The 26945-nt window shown below is 70.6% G+C and carries 24 protein-coding genes; 19 read left to right on the top strand and 5 right to left on the bottom strand.

What is annotated here, in order from left to right:
- The first annotated feature begins 21 nt into the window (after positions 1-21).
- The 5 genes from BGO46_RS12830 to BGO46_RS12810 all read left to right on the top strand — a co-directional run bounded on the left by BGO46_RS12830 (position 22) and on the right by BGO46_RS12810 (position 5201).
- Positions 22-888, top strand: coding sequence for a ketose-bisphosphate aldolase (locus tag BGO46_RS12830; RefSeq protein WP_292676563.1), 867 nt, complete (start codon positions 22-24; stop codon positions 886-888).
- Positions 889-922: 34 nt separating this feature from the next.
- Complete coding sequence (locus tag BGO46_RS12825) at positions 923-2122, top strand: ADP-dependent glucokinase/phosphofructokinase (RefSeq protein ID WP_292676564.1); 1200 nt, start codon at positions 923-925, stop codon at positions 2120-2122.
- A gap of 9 nt (positions 2123-2131) precedes the next feature.
- A complete protein-coding gene (locus tag BGO46_RS12820; RefSeq protein ID WP_292676566.1) occupies positions 2132-3106 on the top strand; it encodes a carbohydrate kinase in 975 nt (324 codons plus the stop codon).
- The gene (locus BGO46_RS12815; RefSeq protein ID WP_292676568.1) at positions 3103-4053 is read left to right on the top strand and encodes a DUF4432 family protein; all 951 of its coding nucleotides are present in this window, start codon (positions 3103-3105) and stop codon (positions 4051-4053) included. The genes BGO46_RS12820 and BGO46_RS12815 overlap by 4 nt, the downstream gene beginning before the upstream one ends.
- Before the next feature lie 227 nt (positions 4054-4280).
- Entirely contained in the window at positions 4281-5201 is a 921-nt protein-coding gene (locus BGO46_RS12810) for an NADP-dependent oxidoreductase (RefSeq protein ID WP_292676570.1), read from the top strand.
- A 131-nt stretch (positions 5202-5332) separates the two neighbouring features.
- Here BGO46_RS12810 and BGO46_RS12805 read toward each other — a convergent pair whose 3' ends face one another.
- The 3 genes from BGO46_RS12805 to BGO46_RS12795 are packed head-to-tail and all read right to left on the bottom strand — an operon-like array spanning position 5333 to position 10097.
- Positions 5333-7012, bottom strand: a complete 1680-nt coding sequence (locus tag BGO46_RS12805; RefSeq protein WP_292676572.1) for an acyltransferase — start codon at positions 7010-7012, stop codon at positions 5333-5335.
- Positions 7009-8118 carry a substrate-binding domain-containing protein gene (locus BGO46_RS12800; RefSeq protein ID WP_292676574.1) on the bottom strand — a complete coding sequence of 370 codons (1110 nt, stop codon included), beginning with the start codon at positions 8116-8118 and terminating at the stop codon, positions 7009-7011. The genes BGO46_RS12805 and BGO46_RS12800 overlap by 4 nt, the downstream gene beginning before the upstream one ends.
- On the bottom strand, positions 8115-10097 hold the full coding sequence (locus BGO46_RS12795; RefSeq protein ID WP_292676576.1) for a heparinase II/III family protein: 1983 nt from the start codon (positions 10095-10097) through the stop codon (positions 8115-8117). The genes BGO46_RS12800 and BGO46_RS12795 overlap by 4 nt, the downstream gene beginning before the upstream one ends.
- 184 nt (positions 10098-10281) lie before the next feature.
- Between BGO46_RS12795 and BGO46_RS12790 the strand changes: the two genes are divergently transcribed.
- From BGO46_RS12790 to BGO46_RS12740, 11 genes are all read left to right on the top strand, one after another.
- Complete coding sequence (locus BGO46_RS12790; protein ID WP_292676577.1) at positions 10282-12273, top strand: DUF2264 domain-containing protein; 1992 nt, start codon at positions 10282-10284, stop codon at positions 12271-12273.
- A gap of 52 nt (positions 12274-12325) precedes the next feature.
- Entirely contained in the window at positions 12326-13585 is a 1260-nt protein-coding gene (locus BGO46_RS12785; RefSeq protein ID WP_292676579.1) for an extracellular solute-binding protein, read from the top strand.
- A 98-nt stretch (positions 13586-13683) separates the two neighbouring features.
- On the top strand, positions 13684-14625 hold the full coding sequence (locus BGO46_RS12780; RefSeq protein ID WP_292676581.1) for a sugar ABC transporter permease: 942 nt from the start codon (positions 13684-13686) through the stop codon (positions 14623-14625).
- On the top strand, positions 14625-15530 hold the full coding sequence (locus BGO46_RS12775) for a carbohydrate ABC transporter permease (RefSeq protein ID WP_292676583.1): 906 nt from the start codon (positions 14625-14627) through the stop codon (positions 15528-15530). Before BGO46_RS12780 ends, BGO46_RS12775 begins: the two co-directional genes overlap by 1 nt.
- A 2-nt stretch (positions 15531-15532) precedes the next feature.
- Positions 15533-16183 carry a ferredoxin-NADPH reductase gene (locus BGO46_RS12770; RefSeq protein WP_292676586.1) on the top strand — a complete coding sequence of 217 codons (651 nt, stop codon included), beginning with the start codon at positions 15533-15535 and terminating at the stop codon, positions 16181-16183.
- A gap of 18 nt (positions 16184-16201) precedes the next feature.
- Positions 16202-17407 (top strand): glycoside hydrolase family 88 protein, encoded by a 1206-nt coding sequence (locus BGO46_RS12765; protein ID WP_292676588.1) that lies wholly within the window; start codon positions 16202-16204, stop codon positions 17405-17407.
- Positions 17404-18279: a fumarylacetoacetate hydrolase family protein gene (locus tag BGO46_RS12760; protein WP_292676590.1), complete on the top strand. Its 876-nt coding sequence runs from the start codon at positions 17404-17406 to the stop codon at positions 18277-18279. The genes BGO46_RS12765 and BGO46_RS12760 overlap by 4 nt, the downstream gene beginning before the upstream one ends.
- Before the next feature lie 120 nt (positions 18280-18399).
- Positions 18400-19164: a 2-dehydro-3-deoxy-D-gluconate 5-dehydrogenase KduD gene (gene kduD, locus BGO46_RS12755; protein ID WP_292676592.1), complete on the top strand. Its 765-nt coding sequence runs from the start codon at positions 18400-18402 to the stop codon at positions 19162-19164.
- Between the two features lie 38 nt (positions 19165-19202).
- Complete coding sequence (kduI, locus tag BGO46_RS12750; protein ID WP_292676594.1) at positions 19203-20078, top strand: 5-dehydro-4-deoxy-D-glucuronate isomerase; 876 nt, start codon at positions 19203-19205, stop codon at positions 20076-20078.
- The gene (locus BGO46_RS12745) at positions 20075-20980 is read left to right on the top strand and encodes a sugar kinase (RefSeq protein WP_292676596.1); all 906 of its coding nucleotides are present in this window, start codon (positions 20075-20077) and stop codon (positions 20978-20980) included. Before kduI ends, BGO46_RS12745 begins: the two co-directional genes overlap by 4 nt.
- On the top strand, positions 20977-21594 hold the full coding sequence (locus BGO46_RS12740; protein WP_292676598.1) for a bifunctional 4-hydroxy-2-oxoglutarate aldolase/2-dehydro-3-deoxy-phosphogluconate aldolase: 618 nt from the start codon (positions 20977-20979) through the stop codon (positions 21592-21594). Before BGO46_RS12745 ends, BGO46_RS12740 begins: the two co-directional genes overlap by 4 nt.
- A 108-nt stretch (positions 21595-21702) precedes the next feature.
- On the opposite strand, the gene BGO46_RS12735 is transcribed toward BGO46_RS12740, so the two are convergent.
- Positions 21703-22326, bottom strand: a complete 624-nt coding sequence (locus tag BGO46_RS12735) for a GTP pyrophosphokinase family protein (protein ID WP_292676919.1) — start codon at positions 22324-22326, stop codon at positions 21703-21705.
- A gap of 176 nt (positions 22327-22502) precedes the next feature.
- Here BGO46_RS12735 and BGO46_RS12730 point away from each other — a divergent pair, with 176 nt between their 5' ends.
- From BGO46_RS12730 to BGO46_RS12720, 3 genes are all read left to right on the top strand, one after another.
- The gene (locus BGO46_RS12730; protein WP_292676600.1) at positions 22503-23576 is read left to right on the top strand and encodes an FUSC family protein; all 1074 of its coding nucleotides are present in this window, start codon (positions 22503-22505) and stop codon (positions 23574-23576) included.
- Positions 23577-23663: 87 nt separating this feature from the next.
- A complete protein-coding gene (locus tag BGO46_RS12725) occupies positions 23664-24263 on the top strand; it encodes a PadR family transcriptional regulator (protein WP_292676921.1) in 600 nt (199 codons plus the stop codon).
- 160 nt (positions 24264-24423) lie between these two features.
- Positions 24424-25257 carry a sulfurtransferase gene (locus BGO46_RS12720; RefSeq protein ID WP_292676602.1) on the top strand — a complete coding sequence of 278 codons (834 nt, stop codon included), beginning with the start codon at positions 24424-24426 and terminating at the stop codon, positions 25255-25257.
- Positions 25258-25869: 612 nt separating this feature from the next.
- On the opposite strand, the gene BGO46_RS12715 is transcribed toward BGO46_RS12720, so the two are convergent.
- Positions 25870-26895: a LacI family DNA-binding transcriptional regulator gene (locus BGO46_RS12715; protein ID WP_292676603.1), complete on the bottom strand. Its 1026-nt coding sequence runs from the start codon at positions 26893-26895 to the stop codon at positions 25870-25872.
- Positions 26896-26945: the final 50 nt, after the last annotated feature.

The following is a 26945-nucleotide window of genomic DNA, read 5'->3' as shown; positions in this document are numbered from 1 at the left end:
CCACCGACAGGAGAATCCACCGTGGTGCTGTACACCGGCAAGTCCATCCTCGACATCGCCAACCAGAACAACTTCGCCATCCCGGCGTTCAACATCAGCGATTGGGCCATGTTCCTCGGCGTCATGGACATCAGCGAGGCCAAGAACGCGCCCGTCATCATCGCAATCCACCCCGACGAGGTCTCGCACATCACGACTGACCTCATCGCCGCGATGCACGCCCGTGCGCACCGCTCCCCGGTGCCCGTCGCGATCCACTGGGATCACGGCGGCTCGTACGAGCAGATGATCACCGCGATCCAGTCGGGCTTCACCTCGGTCATGATCGACGCGTCACTGCTGCCGTTCGAAGAGAACGTCGCGCTGACGAAGAAGGTTGTGGATGCCGCGCACGCCGTGGGCATCCAGGTCGAGGGCGAACTCGGCACGATCGGCGCGAACGACAGCTACGGCGAGTCCGGCGCCGCTGAGATCATCTACACAAACGTCGACGACGCTGTGCGCTTCGTGCAGGAGACCGGTGTCGACTCGCTCGCCATCGCGATCGGTACCTCGCACGGGCTGTACCCCGCCGACAAGAACCCCGAGCTGCGCCACGACCTGCTTGAGCAGATCAAGGCGGCCGTCGGCATTCCGCTGGTGCTCCACGGCGGATCCAGCAACCCCGACGCGGAGCTTGCGCGTGCCGTCTCGCTCGGCATCAACAAGATCAACATCTCGAGCGACATCAAGGTCAGCTACCACAACCGTATGCGGGAGATCCTCGGCACGGACGAGCGTCTGCGTGAGCCCAACGCGATCCAGCCCGAGCCGATCGCGGCGCTGAAGGTGACGGCCGCTGAGAAGATCGACCTGTTCGGAGCCGCTGGCAAGGCCGCGCTGTACTGAATCGTCACACCTGCGACAGAAGGAGATCGGCGCCATGAGCGGTCGACTGGTACTCGGACTCGGCGGCACCGTCGACTACGAGATCCGTTGGGATGCCGATGTCGTCGAACAGCTCGCCCGCACGCACGGCGTGCGGCGGGGCGAGCTGACCACGACGGCGCCGATCACCGATGAACGCGCGCTCGTCGTCACGATCCTGGGGTTTCTCGCCTCAGGATCGGGCGGCGAGCGGTTCGTCGACGCCTCGGCGACGCTGGAGTCGTTCGCCGCGCGCTTCGACACGCAGATCACCCTCGGCGGCACGGGAGTGCGCGCGGGACTGGCGCTGGATCGCCTCGGCATTCCCAGCGTGCAGCACCTCGTGAGCATCGACGACAACGTGCGCCGGCTCATGCCGCCGTCGATCTCGTGGATCTGCTCGGCCACCGAGGACACCCTCGACCCGCACCTGATCGTCCAGTACCCGGTCGGTGCGCTGATCCGACTGATCGACGGCGACGTGATCTCGTCGTCGGCCAATCGGCTGATCTTCGCGAACGACCGGCCGAACCGCGAGATGGCGCTTGCCCCCGAACTCGCAGAGACCCTCGCCGATGCGGATGCGTTCCTCGTCTCGGGGTTCAACACGATGCAGGATGCCGCGTTGCTGGGCCGTCGCCTCGATGATCTCGAGACCGCGATGCGGAGTCTTTCCGCAGACGCTCTCGTGTACTACGAGGATGCCGGGTTCTACCGGCGCGAGTTCGCCGGCATCGCGCGCGACCGACTGCTGCCGCGCATCGACGTGTATGGCATGAACGAAGACGAGCTGCAGGAGTATGTCGGCCGTGCGGTGAACCTGCTCGACGCGGCCGATGTGACCGCGGCGCTCGCCGAAGCGCACCGTCTCATCCCGGCCCCGGCCCTTGTCGTGCACACCCGCTACTGGGCGATCGCGGTCGGCCCGGATGCCGCGCACCACCGCGTTGCGCTGGAGAGTGCGGTGCGCGTGTCGGCCACCCGTTACCGGCTGGGCGACGTCTTCGGACCGGATGACCTCGAGCAGACCGCGCGGCTGCCGCGCCACGCCGGTGGCGCTCGCGTCGTCGCGGGTGTCGAAGCCGCCGCACCGGCGAGCGCCGGCGTCACCGCCGTGGTCGCTGACGTCGCGCACCCCACGACCATCGGACTCGGCGACAGTTTCGTCGGCGGGTTCCTCGCGCCGCGCGCGGCGCTGCCCCTGACCTCTCACTAGGAGATCTGCATGCCCATCCGCCTGAGCTCGAACCGACCCGCGGAGCGCTTCTACCGCGGCGGCGCGCAGATCACCGCCTTCCGCGGCGAGCCCGTCGCGGGCGAGCGTGAGCCGGAGGACTGGGTCGGCTCGACGACGACCGTCGCCGGCGAAGCGGAAGTCGGGCTGACGCGACTGCCCGACGGAACGCTGTTGCGTGACGCGATCGCCGCCGATCCTCAGACCTGGCTGGGCGCGGCACACGCCGCCCGCTGGGGCGCCGACGCGCGGCTGTTGGTCAAGCTTCTCGATGCGGGGCAGCGGCTACCCGTGCACGGGCATCCGCACGACGACTTCGCCGCGACGCACCTCGGCCGTGCGCACGGCAAGGCGGAGGCCTGGTACATCCTCAGCGGAGGAACCGTGCACGTGGGGCTCCGTGACGACATCGATGCCGGTGCGCTGCGTGCGCTCGTCGACTCACAGGACGTCATGGCGTTGCTTGGCCTGCTGCACCAGATCGACGTCGCTCCCGGTGATGTCGTGTGGGTGCCGCCGGGCGAGCTCCACGCGATCGGTGCCGGCGTTCTGCTGCTGGAACTGCAGCAGCCCGAAGACCTGTCGATCCTGCTCGAATGGGACGGGTTCGCCCTCGACGGTGCGGCCGACGGTCACCTCGGCCTCGGGTTCGACGTCGCGCTGCAGGCGATTTCGCGTACCGGGCGCTCCGCGGCTCAGGTCGCACAGTTGGTGCATGCGGCACCGGCATCCGGCTCGGTGTTCCCCGTCGATGCCGACGTGTACTTCCGGCTCGAGCGGATGCCCGTGTCGGGAACGGCGCAGATCGCCGCCGGCTTCGCGATCGTCGTCGTGACTGCGGGCGATCTCGAGATCGATGGCGAGCCCGCGCCTCGAGGCACGACGTTGCTCGTCGCGGCGGCCGACGGAGCGCTGACCGTGCGTGGCGACGGTGAAGTGCTCGTCGCGCGACCGCCGGCACCGTGACCGTCGCCGACCTGCTGCGGGCGGGGCTGTTGCGCCCGACGGCCGCTGTGGACGTCGTCGAGGGACGCGATGAACGGGGCATCCGTCGGATCACCGTGCGAGTCGCAGACGGCTGGTCGTTCGACGTCCTGCCCGATCGCGGGCTCGACATCGGCGGGGCCTGGTGGCGGGGAACACCCGTCGCCTGGCGCTCGCCGATCGAGACCGATCCGGGCCCCGGGCGTGGCTGGGGAGATCGCTTTCTCGGGGGACTGCTCGTGACTTGCGGCCCCGACCAGATCGGGGTCGCGCGCGACGGGGCCCTGCACGGCAGACACAGCGCAACGCCGGCGCACGATGTCGCGTGGCGCCGTACCCTGTCTCCGGCGGGCGTCAGCGTCGAGATCACGGGCACGATCGACGACGTGCACATGTTCGGCCGGCACGTCCGCATCCGCCGGGCCATCACCACCAGCACGGTCGACGAGGCACTGCGTGTGCACGACCGCGTCGAGAACCTCGGTCTGGAGCCCGCGCCCGTCGCGCTGCTGTACCACGTCAACCTCGGGGCCCCGGCGATCGCGCCGGGTGCCCGTGTCTCGATCGAAGCGGAGCGCACGATCGCCCGCGAGCACACGCAGAGCGTGCCGGATGCCACGGTGCTGCCCGATCCCATCCAGCACACAGAAGAGACGGTGTTCGCACATATCGGGGTGCGCGCGGACGATGGCACGGCTCGCGCGATCGTCACGACGCCCGACGGGCGCCGCACCGAAGTGGCATGGTCGGCGGGCACTCTGCCGCGGTGCTACCAGTGGGTGCTGCCCACGCGTGGCGGGTGGGCGCTGGGCATCGAGCCGGCGAATGCGCCGCTGTTCGAGCCCGAGCGGGAGTCGGAGCAGACCCGCGCGGTGCGCGTCTCGCCCGGCGAGGTCATCGAGACGAGCGTGGCGATCACGTACGGGTAGCCGCGCGGCGGTTTGGGGTCGCCTGTGGTCGCCTCGGGGCGGTGGAGGCGACACCGCGCGACCCCAAACTTGGCGCACGTGCGGTTTGGGGTCGCTCGTGGTCGTCTCAGCACGGCGGTGGCGACACCACGCGACCCCCAACAGCCACGCGACCCCAAACTGCCACGCGCGCAGCGAAGACGAGCGCCGGCGGGAATGATCCCGGGCTGCCCAGCGTCGAAACCCTCATGAGCAGATTCGTACAGCAGCAGGAGATCGCCGATCCCATCGTCCTGGAGATCATCGACCGGCCCGACCCCGTCGCCGGCGCGGGCGAGGTGCGCGTGCGCGTGCACGCGGCCGGTCTGAACCCCGTCGACTGGAAGATCGCGACGCACCCGCAGGCCGCGGCCGCGTTCGGTGTGACCGCTCCGGCCGGGTTCGGCAACGACTTCGCCGGCGTCGTCGACGAGGTCGGCGACGGCGTGACCGGCTTCGCCGTCGGCGACCGCGTCTTCGGCAGTGCGCGCGGCCGCGCCGTCGCCGACCACATCGTGCTCACGCCTGACGTCAGCAACCTCGCCCACACCCCCGAGGGGCTCGACGACGAAACCGCCGCGACGCTGTGGATCGCGACACGTACGGCGGATGCCGCGCTGAGCGCGGTCGGCGTCACCGCGGGCGACACGGTGCTGATCGGCGGTGCCGCGGGCGGCGTCGGAGTCATCACGGTGCAGTTGGCCGTCGCCGCGGGCGCGACCGTCATCGCAACGGCCTCGCCGGCCAATCACGAGTTCTTGAAGGGCCTCGGGGCGATCCCAGTGGCGTACGGCGACGGACTCGTCGAGGCCGTCCGCGCCGTCGCCGGCGACGGCGTGACCGCGGCCATCGACCTGCACGGCACGGACACGGCCGTCGCGGCGGCCGCGCTCGGCGTTCCGGGGGAGCGCATCGCGACGATCGCGGGTGGACCGACTCCGCCGTACGGTGCGATCGCGACGGGTGGAGCGGCATCCGCCCCCGATGCGCCAGCGCGCATCGCGCAGCTGATCGCGGACGGCGCGGTGACGTTGCCCATCGAGGCATCCTTCCCCGTCGAGCGGATCGACGAGGCGATCGCGTTGCAGCGCGGCGGCCACGTGCGCGGGAAGGTCGTCGTCACCCTCTGACCCCGTGAGAAACCCCCTCTGCGCGAGGTTTTTGCGCTCCTCGAACGCCGTCAGCGGGGTTTGGGGTCGCCCGTGGTCGTCTCAGCCCGGCGGAAGCGACAACACGCGACCCCAAACTGCGCCCCAACGCCCTAGAAGGCGGCCTCCGGCCGGTGCACGCCGCGGGGGCGATAGCCCAGGGCATCCGACAGGCCGACGAGATCCGCGAGGTACCAGACGATCGCGAGCCACATCTCGGTGCCCTGCAGCCCGGGCCCGGGCCCAGCCCCCAGCCCAGGCCCGCCCGAAAGAGACAGCGCACCCCCATCGCCCGAAGGACCGAACGACATGCCGGCGCCGGGATGCCACCGGCCCAGCGCATCCTCAAGCAGCCTGCGCGCGAGCGCCGTCACCTCGTCGGTGCGATGACCCGACCCGCGGGTGAGCCAGAGGGGGTGCGCGACATCGAGCACGTTGCAGGCGTTCTGCCGCTCGCGCGCGAAGTAGCGCTCGTCGCGCGCGTGCGCGAGCACCGTGTCGATGACCCGCTCGGGAAACGGCACCGGCACGCCGAACTGCGCGAACGTGCCGCGGGATGCCCGGTAGAACCCGTTCACGGGCAGGAGCATCCCGTCTCGCTGCGAGCCGCGCCCCCACACACCGGTCTCGGGGTCGGCGTGCGTCACGAGCCAGCCGAACAGCGCCTCGGCGTAGCCGGCAGGCACCGCAGCCCCCGCGCCGCGCCGCCACCGCAGCGCCGTCCCGAACGAGTCGACCCAGTGCCCCGCGTGCCACGGGTCGCTCTGCCACGGCAGGGCATCCAGCCGCGCGACGAGCGCCGCCGCCGAGTCGAGTTCGGGCAGCGCGGTGAACCTGCTGCCGAGCAGGTCGAGCGCGTAGCCCGCGCACAGCACGCGATATGCCGGGTCGGTGCCGTCGTCGAGCGGCCACCCGTCGATCCGATCACGCACCCGCTCGCGCGACAGCTGCGGCGGCACAGTGCCCAGCAGCAGGTCGGAGATCTCGACGGCGTCGCAGTGCGCCCGCAGCGATATCGGCTCGCCGGGCCCGTCGACGAAGGCACGGGATGCCTCGTCCCACGATCGCGCGAGCACATCCGCGGCATCCGCCCGCGCGGCATCCGCGAACGCACCCAGCCGCGCGACCAGTGAGTCGGCAGCCGCATCAGCAAGAGGCTCAACACCCGCACCAGCACCAGCGGCGACGCCCTCACCAGCAAGAGCCTCAACACCCGCCCCAGCAGCCACAGGCTCCACCCGCCACTTCAGCAGCCGCGCCGGATTGCCGCCGACGACCGCTCCGGCGGGCACGTCCTTGGTGACGACGGCGCCCGCGGCGAGTACGGCGCGCGATCCGACGGTCACGCCGTCGAGCACGACCACGTGCGATCCGATCCAGACGTCGTCGCCGATGCGGATGCCACGAGAGGCCAGCGGCTGCAGGCGGATCTCGACGTCGGGATCGTCCATCGTGTGGTTGAACCCGAGGATCGACGTGTGTGCGCCGATGCGGGTCGCGTCGCCGATCTCAACGTCGCCCCGCACGACCGTGTACGGGTTGACGCTCACGTCACGACCGAGGCGCACCGTGCCGGTCACGTAGCTGCCGGCGGCGAGGTAGGTGCCGTCGCCGAGCGTCAGCTCTTCGGCGTCGACCGAGGCAAGATCCGACACGAAGCACCGCGCCCCGAACCGCCACGCCGGGTGAGCGTCAAGCAGTGAAGCCTGCGCGGCCAGCTGCGCGCGTTGCGCGGCGGGATCGGCCTCGTCCCAGAACGACCACGGCGAGTGCTGGAACGGGTCGACCGTCATGCGCGGACGGCGGCGGTGGACTGCCGGACGTTCAGCGACGGGTTCAGCGTCACGCGGTGCACGGGTCGCGTCGGGTCTTCCAAGCGCCGCGCGAGCAGGTCGACCGCTGCAGCTCCCACGGCCGCGCGTGGCGGGCTCACGGCCGTCAAACCGGGGGTGAACAGCTGGGCGACTTCGTCGTCGTACGCGACGACCGAGAGGTCGCGCGGCACGGCGAGTCCGCGGTTGAGTGCGATGTCGATGAACGCCATCGCCTCGGGGTCGGAGTGGATGAGCAGTCCCGTCACGCCGGTGCGCAGCGCGGTGTCGATCGCGTCGTCGACGGCGACCGAGAAGTTCGCGCGCGCGCGATCGGGGAAGTACTGCTCGAAGTGGTCGGAGGGCTGCAGCTCGAGCTCGGCGCACGCGGTGTCCCAGCCGCGGGCGATCTTGCGGCTGGTGGGAGAGTCGCGCGACAGGATGAGCCCCACCTTGCGGTGGCCGAGCGAAGCAAGGTGGCGTGCCGCGAACACGGCGCCCAGCGCGTGGTCGGTCACGACGTTCTCGACGGGCTCGCCGCTCGGCAGCAGCACGGCGTCGCGCTCGACGAAGACGCTCGGCAGGCCGGATGCCTTGAGCCACTGCACGACGTCTTGCGCGTGCGGCGTGTCGGTGTTGGGGGCGACGATGAATCCGCGCACATCCTGCTCGGCGACGAGGCGCTCGAGCACGGGACGCTCGTCCTGCAGCTCGTACGACGCGCCGCGCAGGATCGGCGTGAGACCGCGGCGGCGCGCCTCGGCTTCGATGCCGCGGATGACGCCCGGCCAGTAGTAGTTCAGCGACGGCACGAGCACCGCGATCGTGCCGGTGGTGGGCTTGACCGCCTGCTCGGGCAGGGTCACGCCGCCGCTGGGCGCGACCGCGCCGCCGTGCACCCGGACGAGCAGTCCCTCCTTCTCCATCTGCGCGAAGTCGCGGCGGAGGGTGACGGGCGCGACGTCCAGCTCTTCCGTCAGCTGCGCCATGCGCACGACGCCGTCGCGGGCGAGGGCGGTGAGGACATACGCGCGCCGCTCAGCACCGAGGAGGGCCGCCTGCGGCGCGGTGGGGTTCTGCTCGGTCATCGGTGATCCTTGGCGATCATGTCGTCTCTTTCTACCGTCAGGTGGAACGTGCCGCGCGTAGCGACATCGATCCGCACGCGAGTGAGGTGCGTGCCCCACACCGCCGTGAGCATCGGGTCGTCGAGCTCGCGCACGTCGAGCTGCGCGTCGAGGCCCCCATCCCAGCGCAACAGCACCGTGCCGCCACCGCCGACGGGATGCACCCGCGCGCCGCCGGGGATGAGTTCGACCTCGCCCGCAACGATCAGGTGCTCGACGACGTCGAGCTCGCCGTCGACCTCACCGTCGGCCTCCCACCGGTCATGGATCGAGACCTGCCCGGTGGCGCGATCGAGGTGTGCCGTGCGCACAAGCGAGGTGAGGCCGGGGACGTCATAGGCGGATGCCAGGTCGAGGCTCATCGTGGCATCCGCCGGCGCGGCCGCAACGGACCGGGCGCGGAACCGCGCACCCGGTGGCTGCCCGCCTCCCGCGACGACGGGCAGGCTGTGCCACTGGCTCTGCATCGTCCAGATGTCGTAGCGGTCGGGCCCGAACGTCTGCTTCGTGTACGTCGGGCGCCCCGCATCGACGAGCACGGGCACGCCGTCGCGGGCGACGACGAACGAGCCGACGTCGTTGTGGTTGTGGTGCTCGCCGTTGTGGCCACCCTTGATCGCGAGGGTGAGCCCGGCCGCCGTGCCGGCTCGCTCGCGCGCGAGCAGCACTTCGACGTCGGGCAGCCACAGGCTCTCGGCGAGCCACTCGCCCGTCGGCGCGCCGCCCGCGCCAGAGGCGCCAGCGGCCACAGCAGCGGCGGATGTCGCATCGCGCCACTCCGCATCGGCGAGAGCGCGCAGCAGTCGCCCCGCGCCCGACGCCGCATCGGCGACGGGCGCTCCCGCCATCAGCTGGGCGCGCGCGTGCGCCGCCGAGGCGGCGTCGCCCGCGCGCAGCGCCGCGCGGTAGAGCGCGTGCCACGGCTTGGGCTCGACCGGCCGCGCCTGACCGTCGGCGAGATTGAGGTACCACGGCCCGCCGAGGTGCATGCGGTGCGGGAACGCGACCGTCGCGCGCAGCGCCGGCACGCGCGCGCCGAGTTCGACGACCGAGCCGGTCGCGTGCGCGAGCACGTCGAGTGCCTCGAGGGCACGGCAGGCGCCGTTCCACCAGTACTCGTACCCCTCGTCGATCGCGCCGTCGGCGGGCAGTGCCGCGACGTAGCGGTCGAGTCCTTCGACGGAAAGGCGCACGACCTCGGCGCGCAGCGCGCTCTCGTCCGGGGCATCCAGCAGTCGCAGAGCGGCGACGAGGACGTTGCCGTGGATCCACGGGTTCCAGTTGTGCACGTCGCCGTCCAGCCCGATCCAGTGCCAGTCGCGGCGGGTGACGAAGGGGTCGATGACGCGCCGGCGGGCCTCGTCGCGGATGCGTGCCCGCAGGCCGGGGTACCGCTCGTCGAGCTGTGCGCCGAGCAGCTGGTCGATCCAGGCGAGCTGCGCGACGGCCTCACCCGCGCCGAGATCGAGGAACGGATCGGTCGTCGTCGCGAGCACGGCGCCGTGGCGTTCGAGCGTGTCGTCGTGCGCGGGCCAGCACCACGACGACTGCTCGCACAGCAGCACGACGCCGTCGGCCACCTCGTCGAGCCACACGTCGTCGCCCGTCGTCGCCGCCATGACGGCGGCGCGGCTGAGCCGGCGCTGGCGTTCGAAGGCCGGGCGCTCCCACACCTCGCGATCGCCGTCGCGGTGCACGCGCACGGCCTGGCTCGCGAGCGGCTGCGGCCAGGGCGTTCCGCGCTCGGACTCGGCCACGGTGCCAAGCTCGGCGAGCGTGGCGGCATCGACGGCATCCCACACCTCACGATCAGATGCCGGGGGCAGCGGCAGCGCGTCGTCGGGCGCGACCAGGGGCAGACTGGTCAGTGACAGGGCGTCGAGCTCGACGGCCAACGGACCCGCGAAGCGTGTCGGCGCCATCTCTGTCTCGCTCTCCATCTGAAGCCTCTCTGCGCTGAGATATCTGCACGGGATCTCTGTTCAGGAACCTGAACTGAGCCTATGAATCGATCATAAACGATCATTACGATTCAAACAAGGACTTGTGGTGATCGGTTTGGATTGCTAATCTCCCAAAGTGTTCGGGGTTGTTCCCGACACTGAGTACTTCAAGGGAGAAGCCGTGAGCGACCAGACCACCGCAGCGGCGCCGAGCGCACCGCTCGTGCGCGACTGGTCTCGCGAGCAGTGGCTCGCCCACGCCGATCGGCTTCTCGCCGGTGCCCGCGCCTGGGCATCCGACGACTTCGCCCGCATCACGCCGCCGGGCGACGAGGGCGGCTACGGCCGAGCCGTCGATGGGCTCGAAGGCTTCGCGCGCACGTTCCTGCTCGCGGGCTTCCGCATCGCGGGCGCGCGCGGCGAAGGAGTGGACCAGCTCATCGCCGACTACTCGCGCGGCATCGCCGCCGGTGTCGACCCCGAGAACCCCAACCGCTGGGTGCGGATGGACGAGCACGCGCAGGCCAAGGTCGAGGCGGCCTCGATCGCGCTCATCCTCGACATGACCCGCGCGTGGATCTGGGACGGCCTCGACGCGCTCACGCAGCAGCGCGTCATCGCCTATCTCGCGCCCGTCGTCGGCGACGAGACCTACCCGCAGACCAACTGGGTGTGGTTCCGCATCGTCGTCGAGACCTTCCTGCGCTCGGTCGGTGGCCCGTGGTCGGCGCAGGACATCGCCGCCGACCTCGCCCGGCACGACTCGTTCGTGCGCGGCGACGGCTGGCTCTCTGATGGCGACGAGCGCTCGTACGACCACTACGTCGGCTGGGCGCTGCACCTCTACCCCGTGCTGTGGTCGCGCATGCAGGGTGCCGGCGAACTCACGGGCGGGCGCACCGCTGGCGACATCGCCGCGCTTGACCGGTTCCTGCAAGATGCCGTGACCCTCGTCGGCGGCGACGGATCCCCCCTCCTCCAGGGCCGCAGCCTCATCTACCGGTTCGCGGCGGCCGCCCCCTTCTGGGTCGGCGCCTTCGCCGAAGTGCCCTCGGTGTCGCTCGGTCGGTTGCGGGTCGCGGCATCCTCGATCGTCGCGCACTTCGCCGAGCACGGCGCGCCGGATGACGGCGACCTGCTCACGATGGGTTGGCACGGGCCGTGGCGTCGCCTCGCGCAGAACTACTCCGGCCCGGCGTCGCCGTACTGGGCGACCAAGGGCATGCTCGGCATCGCGCTGCCGGCCGACCACCCGGTGTGGTCAGCGCCGGCCGAGGAACTGCCCGCGCAGGAGGCAGACCAGTTGCGCCTCGTCGCCCCCGCCGGATGGATCGTCTCGGCGACCGCGGCAGACGGCATCGTGCGCGCCATCAACCACGGCACCGACCACGCGCACCCCGGCGACGTCGTCGGCGACTCGCCGCTGTACGCGCGCATCGGGTATTCCACCGCGACGTCGCCGCTGCTGAACGGCGACGCGTGGGCCGAGCCGCTCGAGCAGTCGGTCGCCCTCGTCGACGACCGCGGTCGCGCGACGCACCGCGCCGCGATGGAGCTGGCGGCGCTGCGCATCGACGGCGGCACGGGTGGCGACGACTCGGCGGGCGGCGTGGGCGTCGCGGCATCCACGACCCACGCGCACTGGATCGACCCGGCCGCTGTGCAGATCCGGCACGGCTCGGGCATCACGGGCGAGGTCACCTTCGCCGGTCACCTGACGACCGTCTCGCTCGTCCGCGGCGCGTGGGAAGTGCGCTGCGCTCGCATCGACGACCTCGAGCCCGGCATCGACGGCACCGCCGTGCGCCTGCGCGTCGGCGGCTGGGCGCTCGCCGCCGACGACGCCGCTGCCGTGACGGCAGAGGCGATGGATACCACGGCATCCGCCCGCCGCGGCGCACTCGTCAGCACGGTCGTCGGCAGCGCCGGCGGCACGGCGCGTCTCGAGCAGCGTCGCACCGCGAGCCCCCTGGGCGCGTTCGCGACCGTTCCGGTCATCGAGTACCCGGCCGTGCCGGGGGAGTGGACCGTCACGGCGATCGCACTCGCCGGAACCGACTCGGATGCTCCCGTCGTGAGCCTGTCCGGCGACGAGGCATCCATCCTGTGGCCGGACGGTGCCCGCACCGTCCACGCCATCACAGACCCCCGATCCGCTGTGGCGGAACGGTGACCCGAGGGCCCAGAGCAGGGACCACAGCAATCGCAAAGGAGCAGCAAGACACATGAACCGCAAGTTCGCAATCGCCGGCGGCCTGGCCGTCGTCACGGCGCTGTCGCTCGCCGCATGCAGCGGCACCACCTCCGACACGGAGACCACGGCCGACGGCCCGGTCACCCTGACCCTGTCGGGCTGGAGCATCGACACGACGCCCGAGTTCCAGCTCCTCGCTGACGGGTTCGAAGAGGCAACCGGCAACAAAGTCGAGGTCGTCGAGTATGACCCCGCCGAGTACAACACGCTGCTGACCGCCGACCTCGGCGCCGGCGCGGCACCCGACATCATCACGCAGAAGGAGGTCAAGTACGTCCCGACGCTCGTCGACGGTGGCCAGCTGCTCGACGTCTCCGACATCGACATCCCGGCTTCGGTCAGCGGTGCCGACTCGTACTCGGTCGACGGTGTGCAGTACGGCACGCCGTACCGCCAGGACTCGTGGGTCCTGTTCTACAACAAGGACATCTTCGACGCGGCAGGCGTGGACTACCCCGACGGCTCGTGGACGTGGGATGACTACGACGCGGCCGCCGCGGCGCTGACCACGGCCGACCACTACGGCACGTACGAGCACCGCTGGCAGTCCACGACGCAGGGCTTCGCGAACGCGCAGTTCGACGGCGACATCTTCTCGGGTGACTACTCGTACATGACCGACCTGTACGAGCGGCGCCTCGCCCGCGAAGACGCCGGCTACCAGATCGACTTCGCGACCTCGAGCGCGAACAGCCCCACCTACCAGGGTGAGTTCGGCAAGCAGCACGCCGCGATGCTGCCCATGGGCACGTGGTACGTTGCGACGCTGCTCTCGCAGCAGGCATCCGGTGAAGCCGACACGTTCAACTGGGGCTTCGCGCCGATCCCGCAGGTCGACTCGTCGACCATCGACAACCCGGTGACCTTCGGTGACCCGACCGGTTTCGGCATCAACGCCGCGATCGCGCCCGAGAAGGTCGACGTGGCCAAGCAGTTCCTCGAGTACGCGTTCAGCGATGAGGCGGCCGCCAAGCTCGCCGCGATCGGCATCACGCCGGCCAACACGTCCGACGCGGTCGTGGATGCCTACTTCGCCGTCGACGGCGTTCCCACCGACGACGTGTCGAAGTTCGCCTGGTCGACGCACGACACCCGTCCCGAGAACCCGACGTCGAACGACACCGCCGCGGTCCAGACGATCCTCGGCACGCTGCACACCGAGATCCTGACGAAGGCCAAGTCCATCGACCAGGCCATCGCCGACGCCGAAGCGGCGTTCAAGGCTCTCTGAGGCGCGCTACCCGCGTAGCGCATCCGGTGCCGGGCGCCCAGCGCCCGGCACCGGCCCCCACCCACTTTTCATCACGTAGGAAACACCGGGAAGTCGCCATGACGAGCGCCACCGCCGATGCGATCGGCTCACCGCCCACCCCACTGAAGAACCGCCGTTCCAAGCTGACGCTGCGCAACACCATGATCGGCTGGAGCTTCATCCTGCCGAACTTCATCGGCTTCGCGATCATCACCCTGATCCCCGTCATCACGCTGTTCTACGTGTCGCTGACGGACTACAACATCTTCGGCAAGGGTGACTTCATCGGCTTCGGCAACTTCGAGAAGCTCGTCTCCGACCCGCTGTTCGGCCGCTCGGTCGTCAACACCTTCTACTACGCCGTCATGCACGTGCCGCTGACGATCGCGGTCTCGCTCGGCCTCGCGCTGCTGCTGAACACGAAGCTGCGTGGTGTCGCCTTCTTCCGCACTGCGGCGTTCTTCCCCTACATCACCTCGATCGTCGCGATCGCGCTCGTGTGGAACCTGCTGTTCAGCCCCGACTACGGTCCGATCAACGAGTTCCTGCGCTTCATCGGCATCGCCAACCCTCCCGGGTGGCTGACCTCGCAGGAATGGGCGATGCCCGCCATCGTCATCATCAGCACGTGGCGTGACATGGGCTACTACATGATCCTGTTCCTCGCAGGCCTGCAGACCGTGCCCCGCGAGCTCTACGAAGCCGCCCGCATGGACGGCACGAACGCCCTGCAGCGGTTCTGGAACGTGACTCTCCCGGGCATCCGCCCGACGATGTTCCTCGTCACCGTGCTGCTGACGATCGCCTCGTTCAAGATCTTCGACCTCATCATCGTGCTCTCGCCGGGCGGCACCTCCGCCCCGAACCAGGCGACCGTCGTGCTGTCGCAGTTCATCTACCAGAAGGGCTTCATCGAGTCGAAGTTCGGCTACGCGTCGGCCGCCGCTGTCGTCCTGTTCGCGATCTGCCTGGGTGCGACGGTCATCCAGTTCTTCATCAACAAGAAGCGGAGTGCCTGATGTCCGCCCCCGAACTGACCGAAGCGCCGCCGGTGTCGGCGCCGGCGACTTTCCCCGAGCCCCAGCGCGAGAAGGGCGCCGTCCGCAGCACGATCGTGCGCGTCGTCGGCAGCATCCTGCTCGTCGCGTTCGCCCTGGCCCTGCTCATCCCGTTCGCGTGGATGGTGCTCAGCTCGTTCAAGGACTCGAACGAGGTCTTCTCGGTGCCGGTGCGCTGGCTGCCCGACACCTGGCACTGGGAGCACTACGTCGATCTGTGGACCAAGACCGACATGGCGACCTGGCTGCGCAACACGATCGTGCTGTCGACAGTCGTCACCTTCCTGCAGGTGCTGACCGGATCGTTCGCCGCCTACGGCTTCGCGAAGGTCCGTTTCCCCGGGCGCGACGTGCTGTTCCTCGTCTACCTCGCCACGATCGCCGTGCCGTGGCAGTCGTACATGATCCCGCAGTACATCATGCTGGCCCAGGCGCACCTGACGAACACGCTGCTCGCGATCATCGTCCTGCAGGCGTTCGGCGCCTTCGGCGTGTTCCTCATGAAGCAGTACTTCGAGTCGATCCCCGAAGAGCTCAGCGAAGCGGCTCGCATCGACGGCCTCAACGAGTATTCGATCTGGGCGCGCATCATGCTGCCCCTGTCGGCACCAGCGCTCGCCTCCCTCGCGCTGCTGACCTTCGTCAACACGTGGAACGACTACCTCGGTCCGCTGCTGTACCTGCGCAGCAAGGAGAACTGGACGGTCCAGCTGGGGCTGAAGAACTTCGTCGCGAACAACCTCGACGCCGACTACGCGATGCTCTTCACCGGTCTGACCGTCTCGGTCATCCCGATCGCGATCATCTTCCTGCTCGGCCAGCGGTTCTTCGTCGAAGGCATCGCGACCTCGGGACTGAAGGGCTGATCATGCGCTTCGAGAAGATCCAGGGGGCGATGGATGCCCTGGGCACTGCCGTCGCCGTCAACGTCATGCTCGCCCTCACGGCCGCGCCGCTGATCGTGCTGCTGATGTTCACCGACGCGTTCGCGACGTGGCCGCTGGTCGCGCTCGCCGCCGTCATCGCGGCGCCCGGTCTGACCGCCGCCTTCACGGCGTTCGCCCACGCCGACGAGAACACCTTCCGCGCGTTCGGCCGCGGCTACCGCGCCACGTGGCGCCGCGCGAGCCTGCTGGCGCTCGCCGTCGTCGCGATCGCGGTCGTGCTGCTGGTCGACGTCCGCTTCTTCGCCGACGGCCCGTACGCGCAGGCCGCGATGGTCGTGCTGGCGGTGACGGGCGCCCTCGTCGCCGGCACAGGCCTCCTCGCCCTCGTCGCGATCGCCGACGAACCGGGCATCCGTGTGCGTGATGCCGTGCGCCGTGCCGCCTGGTTCGGCGTGCACCGCTGGTACCTGACGCTGTTCAGCCTCGTCGCGCTCGTCGTGTTCGCGGTCGTGTTCGTCAATGTCCCCCTGCTCGCGCTGTCGGCGCTCGCCTCGCCCGTGTTCTACCTCGCATGGACGAACAGCCGCCACACGCTGCACCCCGAGCCCGTGTCCGCCGACGTGCGCGCCTGACTCCAGAAAGATCTCCCCATGGCTTCCACCCCCCGTACCGACGGCGCGCGTGCGCTCGATGCGGCCACTGTCTCGGCCGCCCTCGACGCGGCGCTGCAGACCGTGCAGCGCAACATCACGCTGCACGGCGACGCCTACCCCGACGACACGACGCGCGGCGACCGCTACCAGATCCGCCCCGCGATCCCCGGGTTCCCCGTCGGCGCGAACCGCGGCTGGACGACAAGCTTCTGGGTCGGCCAGCAGTGGCTCGCCTGGGAGCTGACCGGCGACGAGCAGTACCGCGCCGCCGCGCAGCGCCACGCCGTCGACTTCGCGCAGCGCGTGCGCGCCGAGCACGACCTCGACACGCACGACCTCGGCTTCCTCTACAGCCTCGGGTCGCTCACCGCCGCGCGGCTGGCAGAGTCCGAGGCAGAGCGTGCGGATGCCCGTGACGCGGGCCTCGATGCCGCCGAGCACCTCATGCGCCGGTTCCTCGAGCCGGCCGGCATCATCCAGGCCTGGGGAGATCTCTCCGACCCGCAGCAGTCCGGCCGCACCATCATCGACAGCCTCATGAACATGCCGCTGCTGACGTGGGCGCACGAGCAGACCGGTGACGAGCGATTCGCGGATGCCGTGCGTCGCCACACCGCCCAGCTGCGCGAGCACATCCTGCGCCCCGACAACTCGACGTTCCACACCTTCTACTGGGACACCGTCACGGGCGAGCCGTTGCGCGGCGCGACCGAACAGGGCGCCTTCGACGACTCGTGCTGGGCGCGCGGTCAGGCGTGGGGCGTCTACGGCTTCGCGATCAACTACCGCGCGACCGGAGACGAGCGCCTGCTCGAATCCGCCTGGCGGTGCGCCGAGTACTTCCTGTCGCACCTGCCCGCCGACGGCGTGCCCTACTGGGACCTCGTCTACACCGACGAGAACCCGGCACCGCGCGATAGTTCGGCGGCCGCGATCGCGGCGTGCGGATTCCTCGAGCTGGCCCGCGTCGACCCCGACGCCGAGCGCGCCGCCCGTGCCCACGCGCTCGCCGAGACACTCGTCGCCGACCTGATCGCCGGCTACACGCCCGCGCAGCCCGGCGATGCCGACGGGCTCCTGCTGCACAGCGTCTACGACCTGCCGAAGGACAACGGCGTCGACGAGGGCACGCTGTGGGGCGACTACTTCTACCTCGAGGCGCTGACGCGGCTCGTGCGCCCGGAGTGGGTGACGTACTGGTGAGGCTCGTCACGGTCCGCACCGACGCGGGCGCGCGTGCCGGCGTCGTCGTCGAGGTCGAAGGCACCGACCGGGTCGCTCTTCTCGAAGACAGCGTGCGGGAGGTTCTGGGCGCTGCCGGCGGCGGCGCGGCGCGGCAGCGCGCGGAGGAAGCCGCGGCATCCGCCGACGCCTCTTCTCCGGCGCTCGCCGAGCTGACGCTGGCTGCTCCCGTGACGCCGAGCAAGATCCTCTGCCTCGGCTACAACTACCGCGGTCATGTGCCCGACGGCGTCGACCCGACCGCCGACGACCCGGAGTTCCCCGACGTGTTCGTCAAGACGCCGAACACGCTTGCCGGCGCGAGCGACGACGTCGTGATTCCGGCCGGGGCCGTGGATGCCGACTACGAGGGCGAACTCGCGATCGTCATCGCGCGGCGCGCGCACGAGGTGTCGCTCGACGACGCGCTCGACCACGTCGGCGGCTACACGATCCTCAACGACGTCTCCGACCGCGCGTGGCAGCGGCGGCAGAGCCAGTGGGCGCTCGGCAAGTGCTCCGACGGGTTCGCGCCGCTCGGGCCGTGGATCGTCACGACCGACGAGGCGCCCGACCCGCAGGACGTGCTCGTCGAGGTCGTGCGCGACGGTGTCGTCACGGTCTCGCAGTCGACGTCGACGACGATCTTCTCGGTGGCCTTCGTCGTGCACCACCTCAGCCAGGTGATGACCCTCGAGCCGGGGGACGTCATCTCCACCGGCACGCCGCAGAAGCTGCCCGAGGCACAGGCATCCCATCGCCCTCTCGCCCCCGGCGATGCGGTCACCGTCCGCATCTCGGGCATCGGTGAGCTCACCACCCGGTTTGTCGCCCCGGCCCCACCCGGTCGTTGAGCGAGCCGCGTAGCGGCGAGACGAAACGCCCCCACCGGTCGTTGAGCGAGCCGCGCAGCGGCGAGACGAAACGCCCCTCGACAAGCTCGGGGACCACGACAAGCTAGAACAGGAGAACGCATGATCCTCGACACCTTCCGCCTCGACGGGCGCGTCGCGCTCGTCACCGGCTCCAGCCGCGGCCTCGGGCAGGGCGCCGCCATCGCGCTCGCCGAAGCCGGGGCCGACGTCGCGCTGCTCGACCGCGGCGACGCGAGCGAGCCCGCCGCCCGCATCGAGGCCCTCGGTCGGCGCACCCACCGCGTGACGCTCGACTTCGCGAGCGCTTCCGCTGACGACTACGCGGCGGCCGTCGCCGAGATCGAGAGTGCCCTCGCGCCCGTCGACATCCTCGTCAACAACGCCGGCACGATCCGCCGCGCACCCGCGGCCGAGCACCCCACGAGCGACTGGGACGACGTGCTCGCCGTCAACCTCGACTCGGTGTTCCACCTGTCGCAGACGGTCGGGCGCGGCATGATCGCGCGCGGACACGGCCGCATCGTCAACGTCGCCTCGATGCTGTCGTTCCAGGGTGGCATCCTCGTTCCCGGCTACACGGCGTCCAAGCACGCCGTCGCCGGGCTCACGAAGGCGCTCGCGAACGAGTGGGCCGCCTCCGGCGTCACCGTCAACGCGATCGCCCCGGGCTACATGGCCACCGACAACACGGCACCGCTGCGCGCCGACGAAGACCGCTCGGCGTCGATCCTCACGCGCATCCCGGCGGGGCGCTGGGGTACCCCCGGCGACCTGCAGGGCGCGTTCGTGTTCCTGGCATCCGACGCCGCCGCCTACGTCACCGGCGCGATCATCCCCGTCGACGGCGGCTGGCTCGTCCGCTGACCGCGCGCATCCGCAGACCCCTCAAGAAGGAGAATCCGATGACCGAGAACCACATCCCGCAGCGCTACGCGACCAACCCGGCGCAGATCCCCGGCATGACGACGGCGCAGCTGCGCGACACGTACCTGATCGACGACGTGTTCGTGCCGGGCGAGATCCGCCTCACGTACACGCACCACGACCGCATCGTGCTCGGCGGCGCCGTGCCCGCCGGTGAGATCCTCGCACTGGGCGGATACCCCGAGATCCGCAGCGAGTACTTCCTCGAGCACCGCGAGCTCGGTGTCATCAACGTCGGCGACACGGGTGTGGTGACCGCCGACGGCGAGACGTACGAACTCGTCAAGGGTGCGTGCCTGTACCTCGGCCGCGGCATCGAGCAGGTCTTGTTCGCGGATGCCTCGACTCCTTCGTCGCTCAGCGCAAGTGCCCAGGAGTCGACCGGTGCGCAGTTCTACCTGTTCTCCGCGCCCGCGCACACGACTTACCCGACCCAGCTCGTGCGTCCGGGTGAAGGCACCGTGCGCGAGCTCGGCGACCAGCTCACCAGCAACCGCCGCACGCTCAACCAGTACATCCACGAGAACGGCATCCGCTCGTGCCAGATCGTGATGGGCGTCACCCAGCTGCACCCCGGCTCGATGTGGAACACGATGCCGGCCCACACGCACGACCGCCGCACCGAGTGCTACCTCTACTTCGACCTGCCCGAGGATGCCCGTGTCATCCACCTCATGGGCGAGCGCGAAGAGACGCGCCACCTCGTGATCGGCGACCGGCAGGCCGTCATCTCGCCGTCGTGGTCGCTGCACTCGGGCGTCGGAACGGCCGCATACTCGTTCGTATGGGCGATGGCGGGCGAGAACCAGGCCTTCGACGACATGGACGCAGCTCCGGTCGTCGACCTGAAGTGACGATCCTGCTGACGGCCGGCGAGACCATGGCGATGGTCGCGCCGGTCGCCGCCGAGCCGGTCGACGACGCGGAGCTGTTCCGCATCGACGCCGGCGGCGCCGAGTCGAACGTCGCGGCCCACGCCGCCGCGCTCGGTGTGCCGGCGCGCTGGTTCTCGCGCGTCGGCGCTGACCCGCTCGGGCGCCGTGTGCTCGCGCGCATCGGCGCGCGCGGCGTCGACGTGTCGGCCGTGATCGTCGATGGCGGGCACCGCACGGGCCTCTACGTCAAAGACCCCGGCCGCGGCGTGCACTACTACCGCGACGACTCGGCCGCGTCGCACCTGGCGGCCACCGACGCGGATGCCGTGGATCTCCGGGGCGTCGGCATCGTCCATGTCTCCGGGATCTCGGCGGCGCTCGGCGGAACCGCGCCGGAGTTCCTTGAGCGCCTCATCGCGCGGGCGCACGAGGCCGGTGTGCCGGTGAGCTTCGACGTGAACCACCGCGCCGCGCTGTGGTCAGCGGCGGATGCGGCCTCCGTGCTACTCGACCTCGCGCGCCGCGCCGACCTCGTCTTCGTCGGCCGCGACGAGGCCGAGACGCTGTGGGGCGCCGCCACGCCGGCGGCGATCCGCGAGCTGCTGCCCGGCGTCGCCGAGCTCGTCGTCAAGGACGGCGACGTCGGCGCGACGGCCTTCGCCGGCACCGCGTCGGCGTTCGTGCCCGCGCACCGGGTCGATCTCGTCGAAGCGGTCGGGGCGGGGGATGCCTTCGCCGGCGGCTATCTCGCCGCGCGCCTCGCGGGCGCAGACCTCGCCGCCCGACTGCAGCGTGGCCACGACCGCGCGGCGCTGACGCTCACAACGACCGCCGACTACCCCGATTCCCCTCCCAGCTCCAGCGAAAGCGAACGCGCATGACCCTCGACACCGCCCCCTTCTTCGAGCAGACCTTCGCGGGCGCACCGCTGATGGCGATCCTGCGGTCGGCGGGCGTCGAGCGCGCCGTGCGCGTCGCACGCACGGCGTGGGAACTCGGCCTCGACTCGGTCGAGGTGACGATCCAGTCGGATGCCGACGTCGACGCCCTGCGCGAGGTCGCCCGGCTCGGGCGCGAGCGCGGCGCCGTCGTCGGTGCGGGCACGATCGTGTCGCCCGACCAGGTGCAGGTCGCGATCGACGCCGGTGCCGGCTATCTCGTCTCGCCCGGGCTGGACGCCGACGTCGTGCGTGCCGCGCAGGCGGCGGGCATCCCGATTCTGGCTGGTGTCGCGACGCCGTCCGAGGTGCAGCGGGCCGTCGCCCTCGGGCTCACGTGGCTGAAGGCGTTCCCCGCGCAGTGGCTCGGCACCGACTGGTTCCGGCACATCCGCGGGCCGTTCCCGCAGGTGCAGTTCATCGCGACCGGTGGCATGGATGCCTCGAACGCCGCCGACTTTCTCGCCGCGGGCGTGCGCGTCGTCGCCGTCGGCTCGGCGCTCGAAGACGAGACCCAGCTCGAGAAGCTGGCCGCGCTCCTGCGTACGCCGCGCTGAGCCCGCGCCGGCGCTCCTCGAACGCCGTCAGCGCAGTTTGGGGTCGCCCGTGGTCGCCTCAGCACTGCGGAGGCGACACCACGCGACCCCAAACTGCGGCGCGTACACCTAGACGGCGCGAACCGTCGCCGTCCGCGGGCCGTGCAACTCGCTGTGCAGGCGCTCCATGCGGGCGTCGAGCAGGGCGGCGGAGTCCGCGGCATCCTTCAGCTCTGCCAGCAGTCCGTCGGGGACGACACCGTCGTACTTGTAGTAGATCTTGTGCTCGAGACTCGCCCAGAAGTCCATCGCGATCGTGCGGAACTGCACCTCGACGGCGACGTCCACGCGGCCCGTCGACAGGAACACGGGCACTTCGACGATGACGTGCAGGCTCTTGTACCCGTTCGCCTTGGGTCGCAGGATGTAGTCCTTCACCTCGCGCACGACGATGTCGTCCTGCTGCGTCAGCAGGTCGAAGAGGCGATAGGCATCCTTCGTGAAGCTCGTCGTGACACGGATGCCCGCGACGTCGGTGATCCCGACGCGGATCGAGTCGAAGCTCGGGTCGATGCCCTTGCGCGTGACCTTCTCGACGAGACTGTCGGCGGTCTTGACGCGGCTGGATACATGCTCGATCGGGTTGTAGTCGTGCATCTGCTGAAACTCATCACGCAGGATGCCGAGCTTGGTCTCCACCTCGCGCAGCCCGAACTCGTACTCGAGCAGGAACCGCTGGAACTCGTCGCGCATCGCCCGCAGTTCCCCGGGCGAGAAGGTCGCGATCCCCTCGGATGTCGGCACGGCAAGGGATGACGCAGGGGTATCCATGCCCTCGACCATAGTGAGGACGGCTACACGGATGCTGTGAGCGTCAGATGGATGCCGCGAACCCGCGGGCGGCGGCTGCGGTCGGGGACAATGGAGGGGTGACCGACGCGCATCCCTCCTTCCGAGACCGGGTGCGCGCCGAGGCCCGACTCGTCGGCGAGAGCCTGCTGAGCTTCGGACCGTCCGCCGGCCGCCGCTGGCCCCTCGCGCTGCAGGCGGGGCTCGCGATGGCGGTGCCAGTCGTGCTGCTCGCGGTGCTCGGCCATTCCGATATCGCGCTGTTCGCCGCGACCGGCGCCTTCACCGTCATCTACGGTGGCTGGCTGCGCCCGGCCGAGCGGGCGCGCTTCGCGCCGCTCGTCGCGGCGAGCCTGTTCGCGTGCGCCGCGCTCGGCGTGCTCGCCGCGGCGGGCGGTGTCGGCTTCGTCCTCACCGGGGTCTTCGTGCTGACGATCGGGGCCGTCGCGCTCACCGGGTGGATCTCACTCGGCCCGCCCGGGCCGGTGTTTGCCGTCCTCGTCTTCGGACTGTCGGCGCACGTGACGGCCGTCGAAGACGGCGTCCGCGCGGCCGACCCGGCGCTGTACCTCTCCGTCGTCGCGGGGGCGCTCGCCTTTGCCTGCCTGCTCGTCGCCGCGCCGCTCGTGCTGCCGCGCTACCGTCGTGAACCCGTGCGCCCGCTCGGCGCGATCTTCCCGCCGCGATGGGGCGCGGTCGCCCGCGCGATGACGACGCGCGCGGTGATCGTCGCGGTCGTCGGCGTCGCTGCGGCCGCCGTCGTCGACCCCGACCGCTCGTACTGGATCGTCTGCGCGGGCCTCGCCGTCATCGGCTCGCCGCTCGGACGGCGCGCGGCCGCGACCCGAGGCATCCATCGCATGGTCGGCACACTCGTCGGCGCCGGTGTCTATCTCGCGCTCGCGCTGATCCCGTTCCCGGTGTGGGCGCTGGGGCTGCTGCTCGGCGCGTTCCAGATGCTCATCGAGCTCATCATCGTGCGGCACTACGCGCTCGCCCTGGTGTTCATCACTCCGCTGGTGCTGCTCATCATCGGCTCCGCCTCCGCCGATGCGACCAGCTTCACGCTCGCTCTCGAGCGCGTGCTCGACACGATCGTCGGTGCCGTCGTCGGCACGGCCGCAGCCCTGGCGGTGCGCCTGCGGAAGGACTGACGACACGGCATCCGTCGCTCTTGTGCCCGCAATACCGAGTATGCATATACTGAGAAAACACATACTCGGTATGCAGGGGGGATGCGGATGTCGGTGCGGCAGAGCCTGTTGGCGATTCTCGATCAGGGGCCGTGCTACGGCTATCAGCTGCGCGCCGAGTTCGACCGGCGCACGGGGTCGACCTGGCCGCTGAACGTCGGCCAGATCTACAACACGCTCGATCGGCTCGAGCGCGACGGGCTCGTCATCAAGGGCGAGACCGACGACCAGGGGCACGTGTATTGGGCGATCACGGATGCCGGGTCGGCGGAAGTCCGCGCGTGGCTCGCCTCGCCCGTCGAGCGCTCGAGCGGCACGCGCGACGAGCTCGCCATCAAGCTCGCGGTCGCCGCGACCCTGCCCGGCGTCGACGTCGCGGAGGTCATCCAGACGCAGCGCGCGGCCTCGCTCGCGCAGCTGCAGGAGCTCAACCGCGCGAAGTGCGCGGGCAGCGACCCGGATGGGCCGGAGGAGCTCGCCTGGTCGCTCGTCGTCGACTCGATGATCTTCGCGGCCGAGGCCGAAGTGCGCTGGCTCGACCACACCGAGCAGCGGCTCGCGCTGCATCCGGAGCATTCGATGGCGCTCGCGCTGTCGACCGAGAAGCCCAAGCGGGGGCGGCCGGCGCGGGCGGAGGCCGGTCGTTGAGCGAGCGCAGCGAGACTTTGGGGTCGCTTGTGGTCGCGTCGGGGGTGTGGGCAGGGTGTTTGGGGTCGCGTGTGGTCGCCTCGGGGCGGCGGAAGCGACCACACGCGACCCCGAACCTGGGTGGGAGGCATCCACGGGGCTGCCGGAGTACCGTCGGATCATGACCTCGCCCCTGATCGACGCCGTGGAACTCGACTCGCTCCTGCACGGCGCGAAGCCGCCCGTCGTGCTCGACGTGCGGTGGAAGCTCGGCGGGCCGCACGGCCTGCCGGCGTACCTGGCCGGCCACATCCCCGGCGCCGTGTTCGTCGACCTCGACGATGAGCTTGCGGCTCACGGCGAGCCGACCGACGGGCGGCATCCGCTGCCGAGCGCGGACGCGTTCCAGGCATCCGCTCGGCGGTGGGGCATCGATGACGGCGATGTGGTCGTGGTCTACGACGACTGGCTCGGGTACGGCGCCGCGCGGGGGTGGTGGATGCTGACGGATGCCGGGGTGGATGCCCGGGTGCTCGACGGCGGGCTTCAGGCGTGGCGGCAGTCCGGGCTCGCGCTCGACACTGACGCCGTCGTCCCCGCTGCGGGTTCTGTCTCGCTCGACCCCGGTCGCCTGCCGCAGCTGACGATCGACGAGGCGGCCGCGCTCGCGCGTGACGGCGTGCTGCTCGACGCGCGGGCGGGCGAGCGCTATCGCGGCGAGAGCGAGCCGATCGATCCGCGGGCAGGGCACATCCCCGGCGCGCTGAGCGCTCCGACGGCAGGCAACCTCGGGCCCGACGGCCGCCTGCTCGACGCACCGCTGCTGCGCGAGCGCTTCGCCGCGCTCGGTGTGGGCGCCGCGACCGTCGGCGTGTACTGCGGGTCGGGCGTCAGCGCCGCGCAGGAGATCCTCGCGCTGCGCGTCGCCGGCTTCGATGCGGCGCTGTACCCCGGCTCGTGGAGCCAGTGGTCGAACCACGCCGACCGCCCCATGGCGACCGGCGCGCAGGCCTGACCGCGCGACCGCCGCAACGACGCCGCCGCAATGGTGCCCCCGCAATATCTCAGGAGATCTCGTGGGTGCGGCGCCGACGGCCCGCGTCGTTCCGCGGAAGTTCGCGCGCCCCGTCGCCGCGCGGGGGTGCTGTTCCTGAGTTGTTGCGGCGCGGAGCGCGCTGGAGCTCAGGTGAGCGGATTGGTTGCGTCGTTGCCGTCTCCACGACGGCGCCACAAGCGCCGCTTCTGCTGAGGGGGAGGCGTTGAGTGCTCGGCCTGTACCGGTCGGTCGGATTGTTCCTGAGCCAGCCGTTCCTGCCGTGCTCGAAGTTCGGCTTCGCCCAGGTAGAGCCCTTGGTTGAACGACGCAAACGAGTCACTCACGCAGATCACCCCTCGACATCGATATGTGCTGCGATGAGTGTCGCATGCGTCACGCAGCGACCGTCGATTGTGACGGCCCGCCGTAACCGCCGTCCGGAACGCACCCGCAATAACTCAGGAGATCTCGTGGGCGGGGCCGGCGGCCCGCGTCGTTCCGCGGAAGTCCGCGCGGCCGGCCGCCGTGCGGGGCCGTTGGTCCTGAGTTATTGCGGCGCGGAGCGCAAGCCCCGTGAGCCCCGCCGCGGGGCTACCGCGCCGGCGCGGTCGACTCGCGCACGATCAGCTCGGGCTCGAGCATGGTCGACGCGACGTCGGGGTCACCCTCCAGGCGCGCGAGCAGGGTGCGGATCGCGACGCGACCGAGCTCGGCGAAGTCCTGCCGCACGGTCGTCAGCGGCGGCAGGAAGTGTCGGGCATCCGGCAGATCGTCGAAGCCGACGACGCTGATGTCTTCCGGCACCCGGATGCCTCGTGTGCGCAGCCCATGGATGAGCCCGAGCGCCATCTGGTCGTTGCCGACGAAGACGGCGGTCACGTCGTCGAACTCGGGCGCGGTGCGGCCGATTTCGTAACCCGAGTCGCTGCTCCAGTCGCCGCTGAGCTCGGGCAGCAGCGGCAGTCCCTCGGCGCCGAGCCGGTCGGAGAACGCGCGGCCGCGCACCCGGGCATCCGCCCAGTCGGTCGGGCCGGCGAGGTGCAGGATGCGGCGGTGGCCGAGCTCCAGCAGGTGGTCGACGGCGTGCACGGCGCCGGCGTACTGGTCGACGGCCGCCGTCAGCAGGTCATCCTCGGGCTCGGCCTTCAGCAGGATCGTCGGCAGGTCGCGGCCGAACTCGCGCAGCATCGGGATCATCGAGTACCGCGGCGCGATCACGCACAGCGCCTCGACGCCCTGCAGCTTGAGGTGGTCGTACGCGGCTTCCATGCCGTCGTCGACGGTCGCTGCGGCGACGGAGTATCCGGCCGCTACGGCGGCCTGCTCGATGCCGCGCATCGTGCTGCCGGGGCCGAACTCCATCGGGCTGTCGACGATGACGCCGATGCGGCGCGAGCGGTTCGTCGCGAGAGCGCGCGCGATCGATGACGGGATGTACCCGATCTCCGACATCGCCGCCTCGACCTTTTCGCGCGTGGATGCCTTGATGTTCGGCCGCCCGTTGATGACGCGCGACACCGTCTGGTGTGAGACGCCGGCGAGGACCGCGACGTCGTAGATGCTGGGCTTTGACCCGGGCGCACCGCGGCGTGCGCGGCCCTGGGGCTGCTCGTCCATCGCCACTCCTTCGTTTGCGGTGCGACCCGCAGGGACCGCATAGAGACGAG

Source organism: Microbacterium sp. 70-16 (assembly GCF_001898315.1).
Taxonomy (GTDB): Bacteria; Actinomycetota; Actinomycetes; order Actinomycetales; family Microbacteriaceae; genus Microbacterium.
This window is presented reverse-complemented; position numbering and strand designations above follow the sequence as displayed.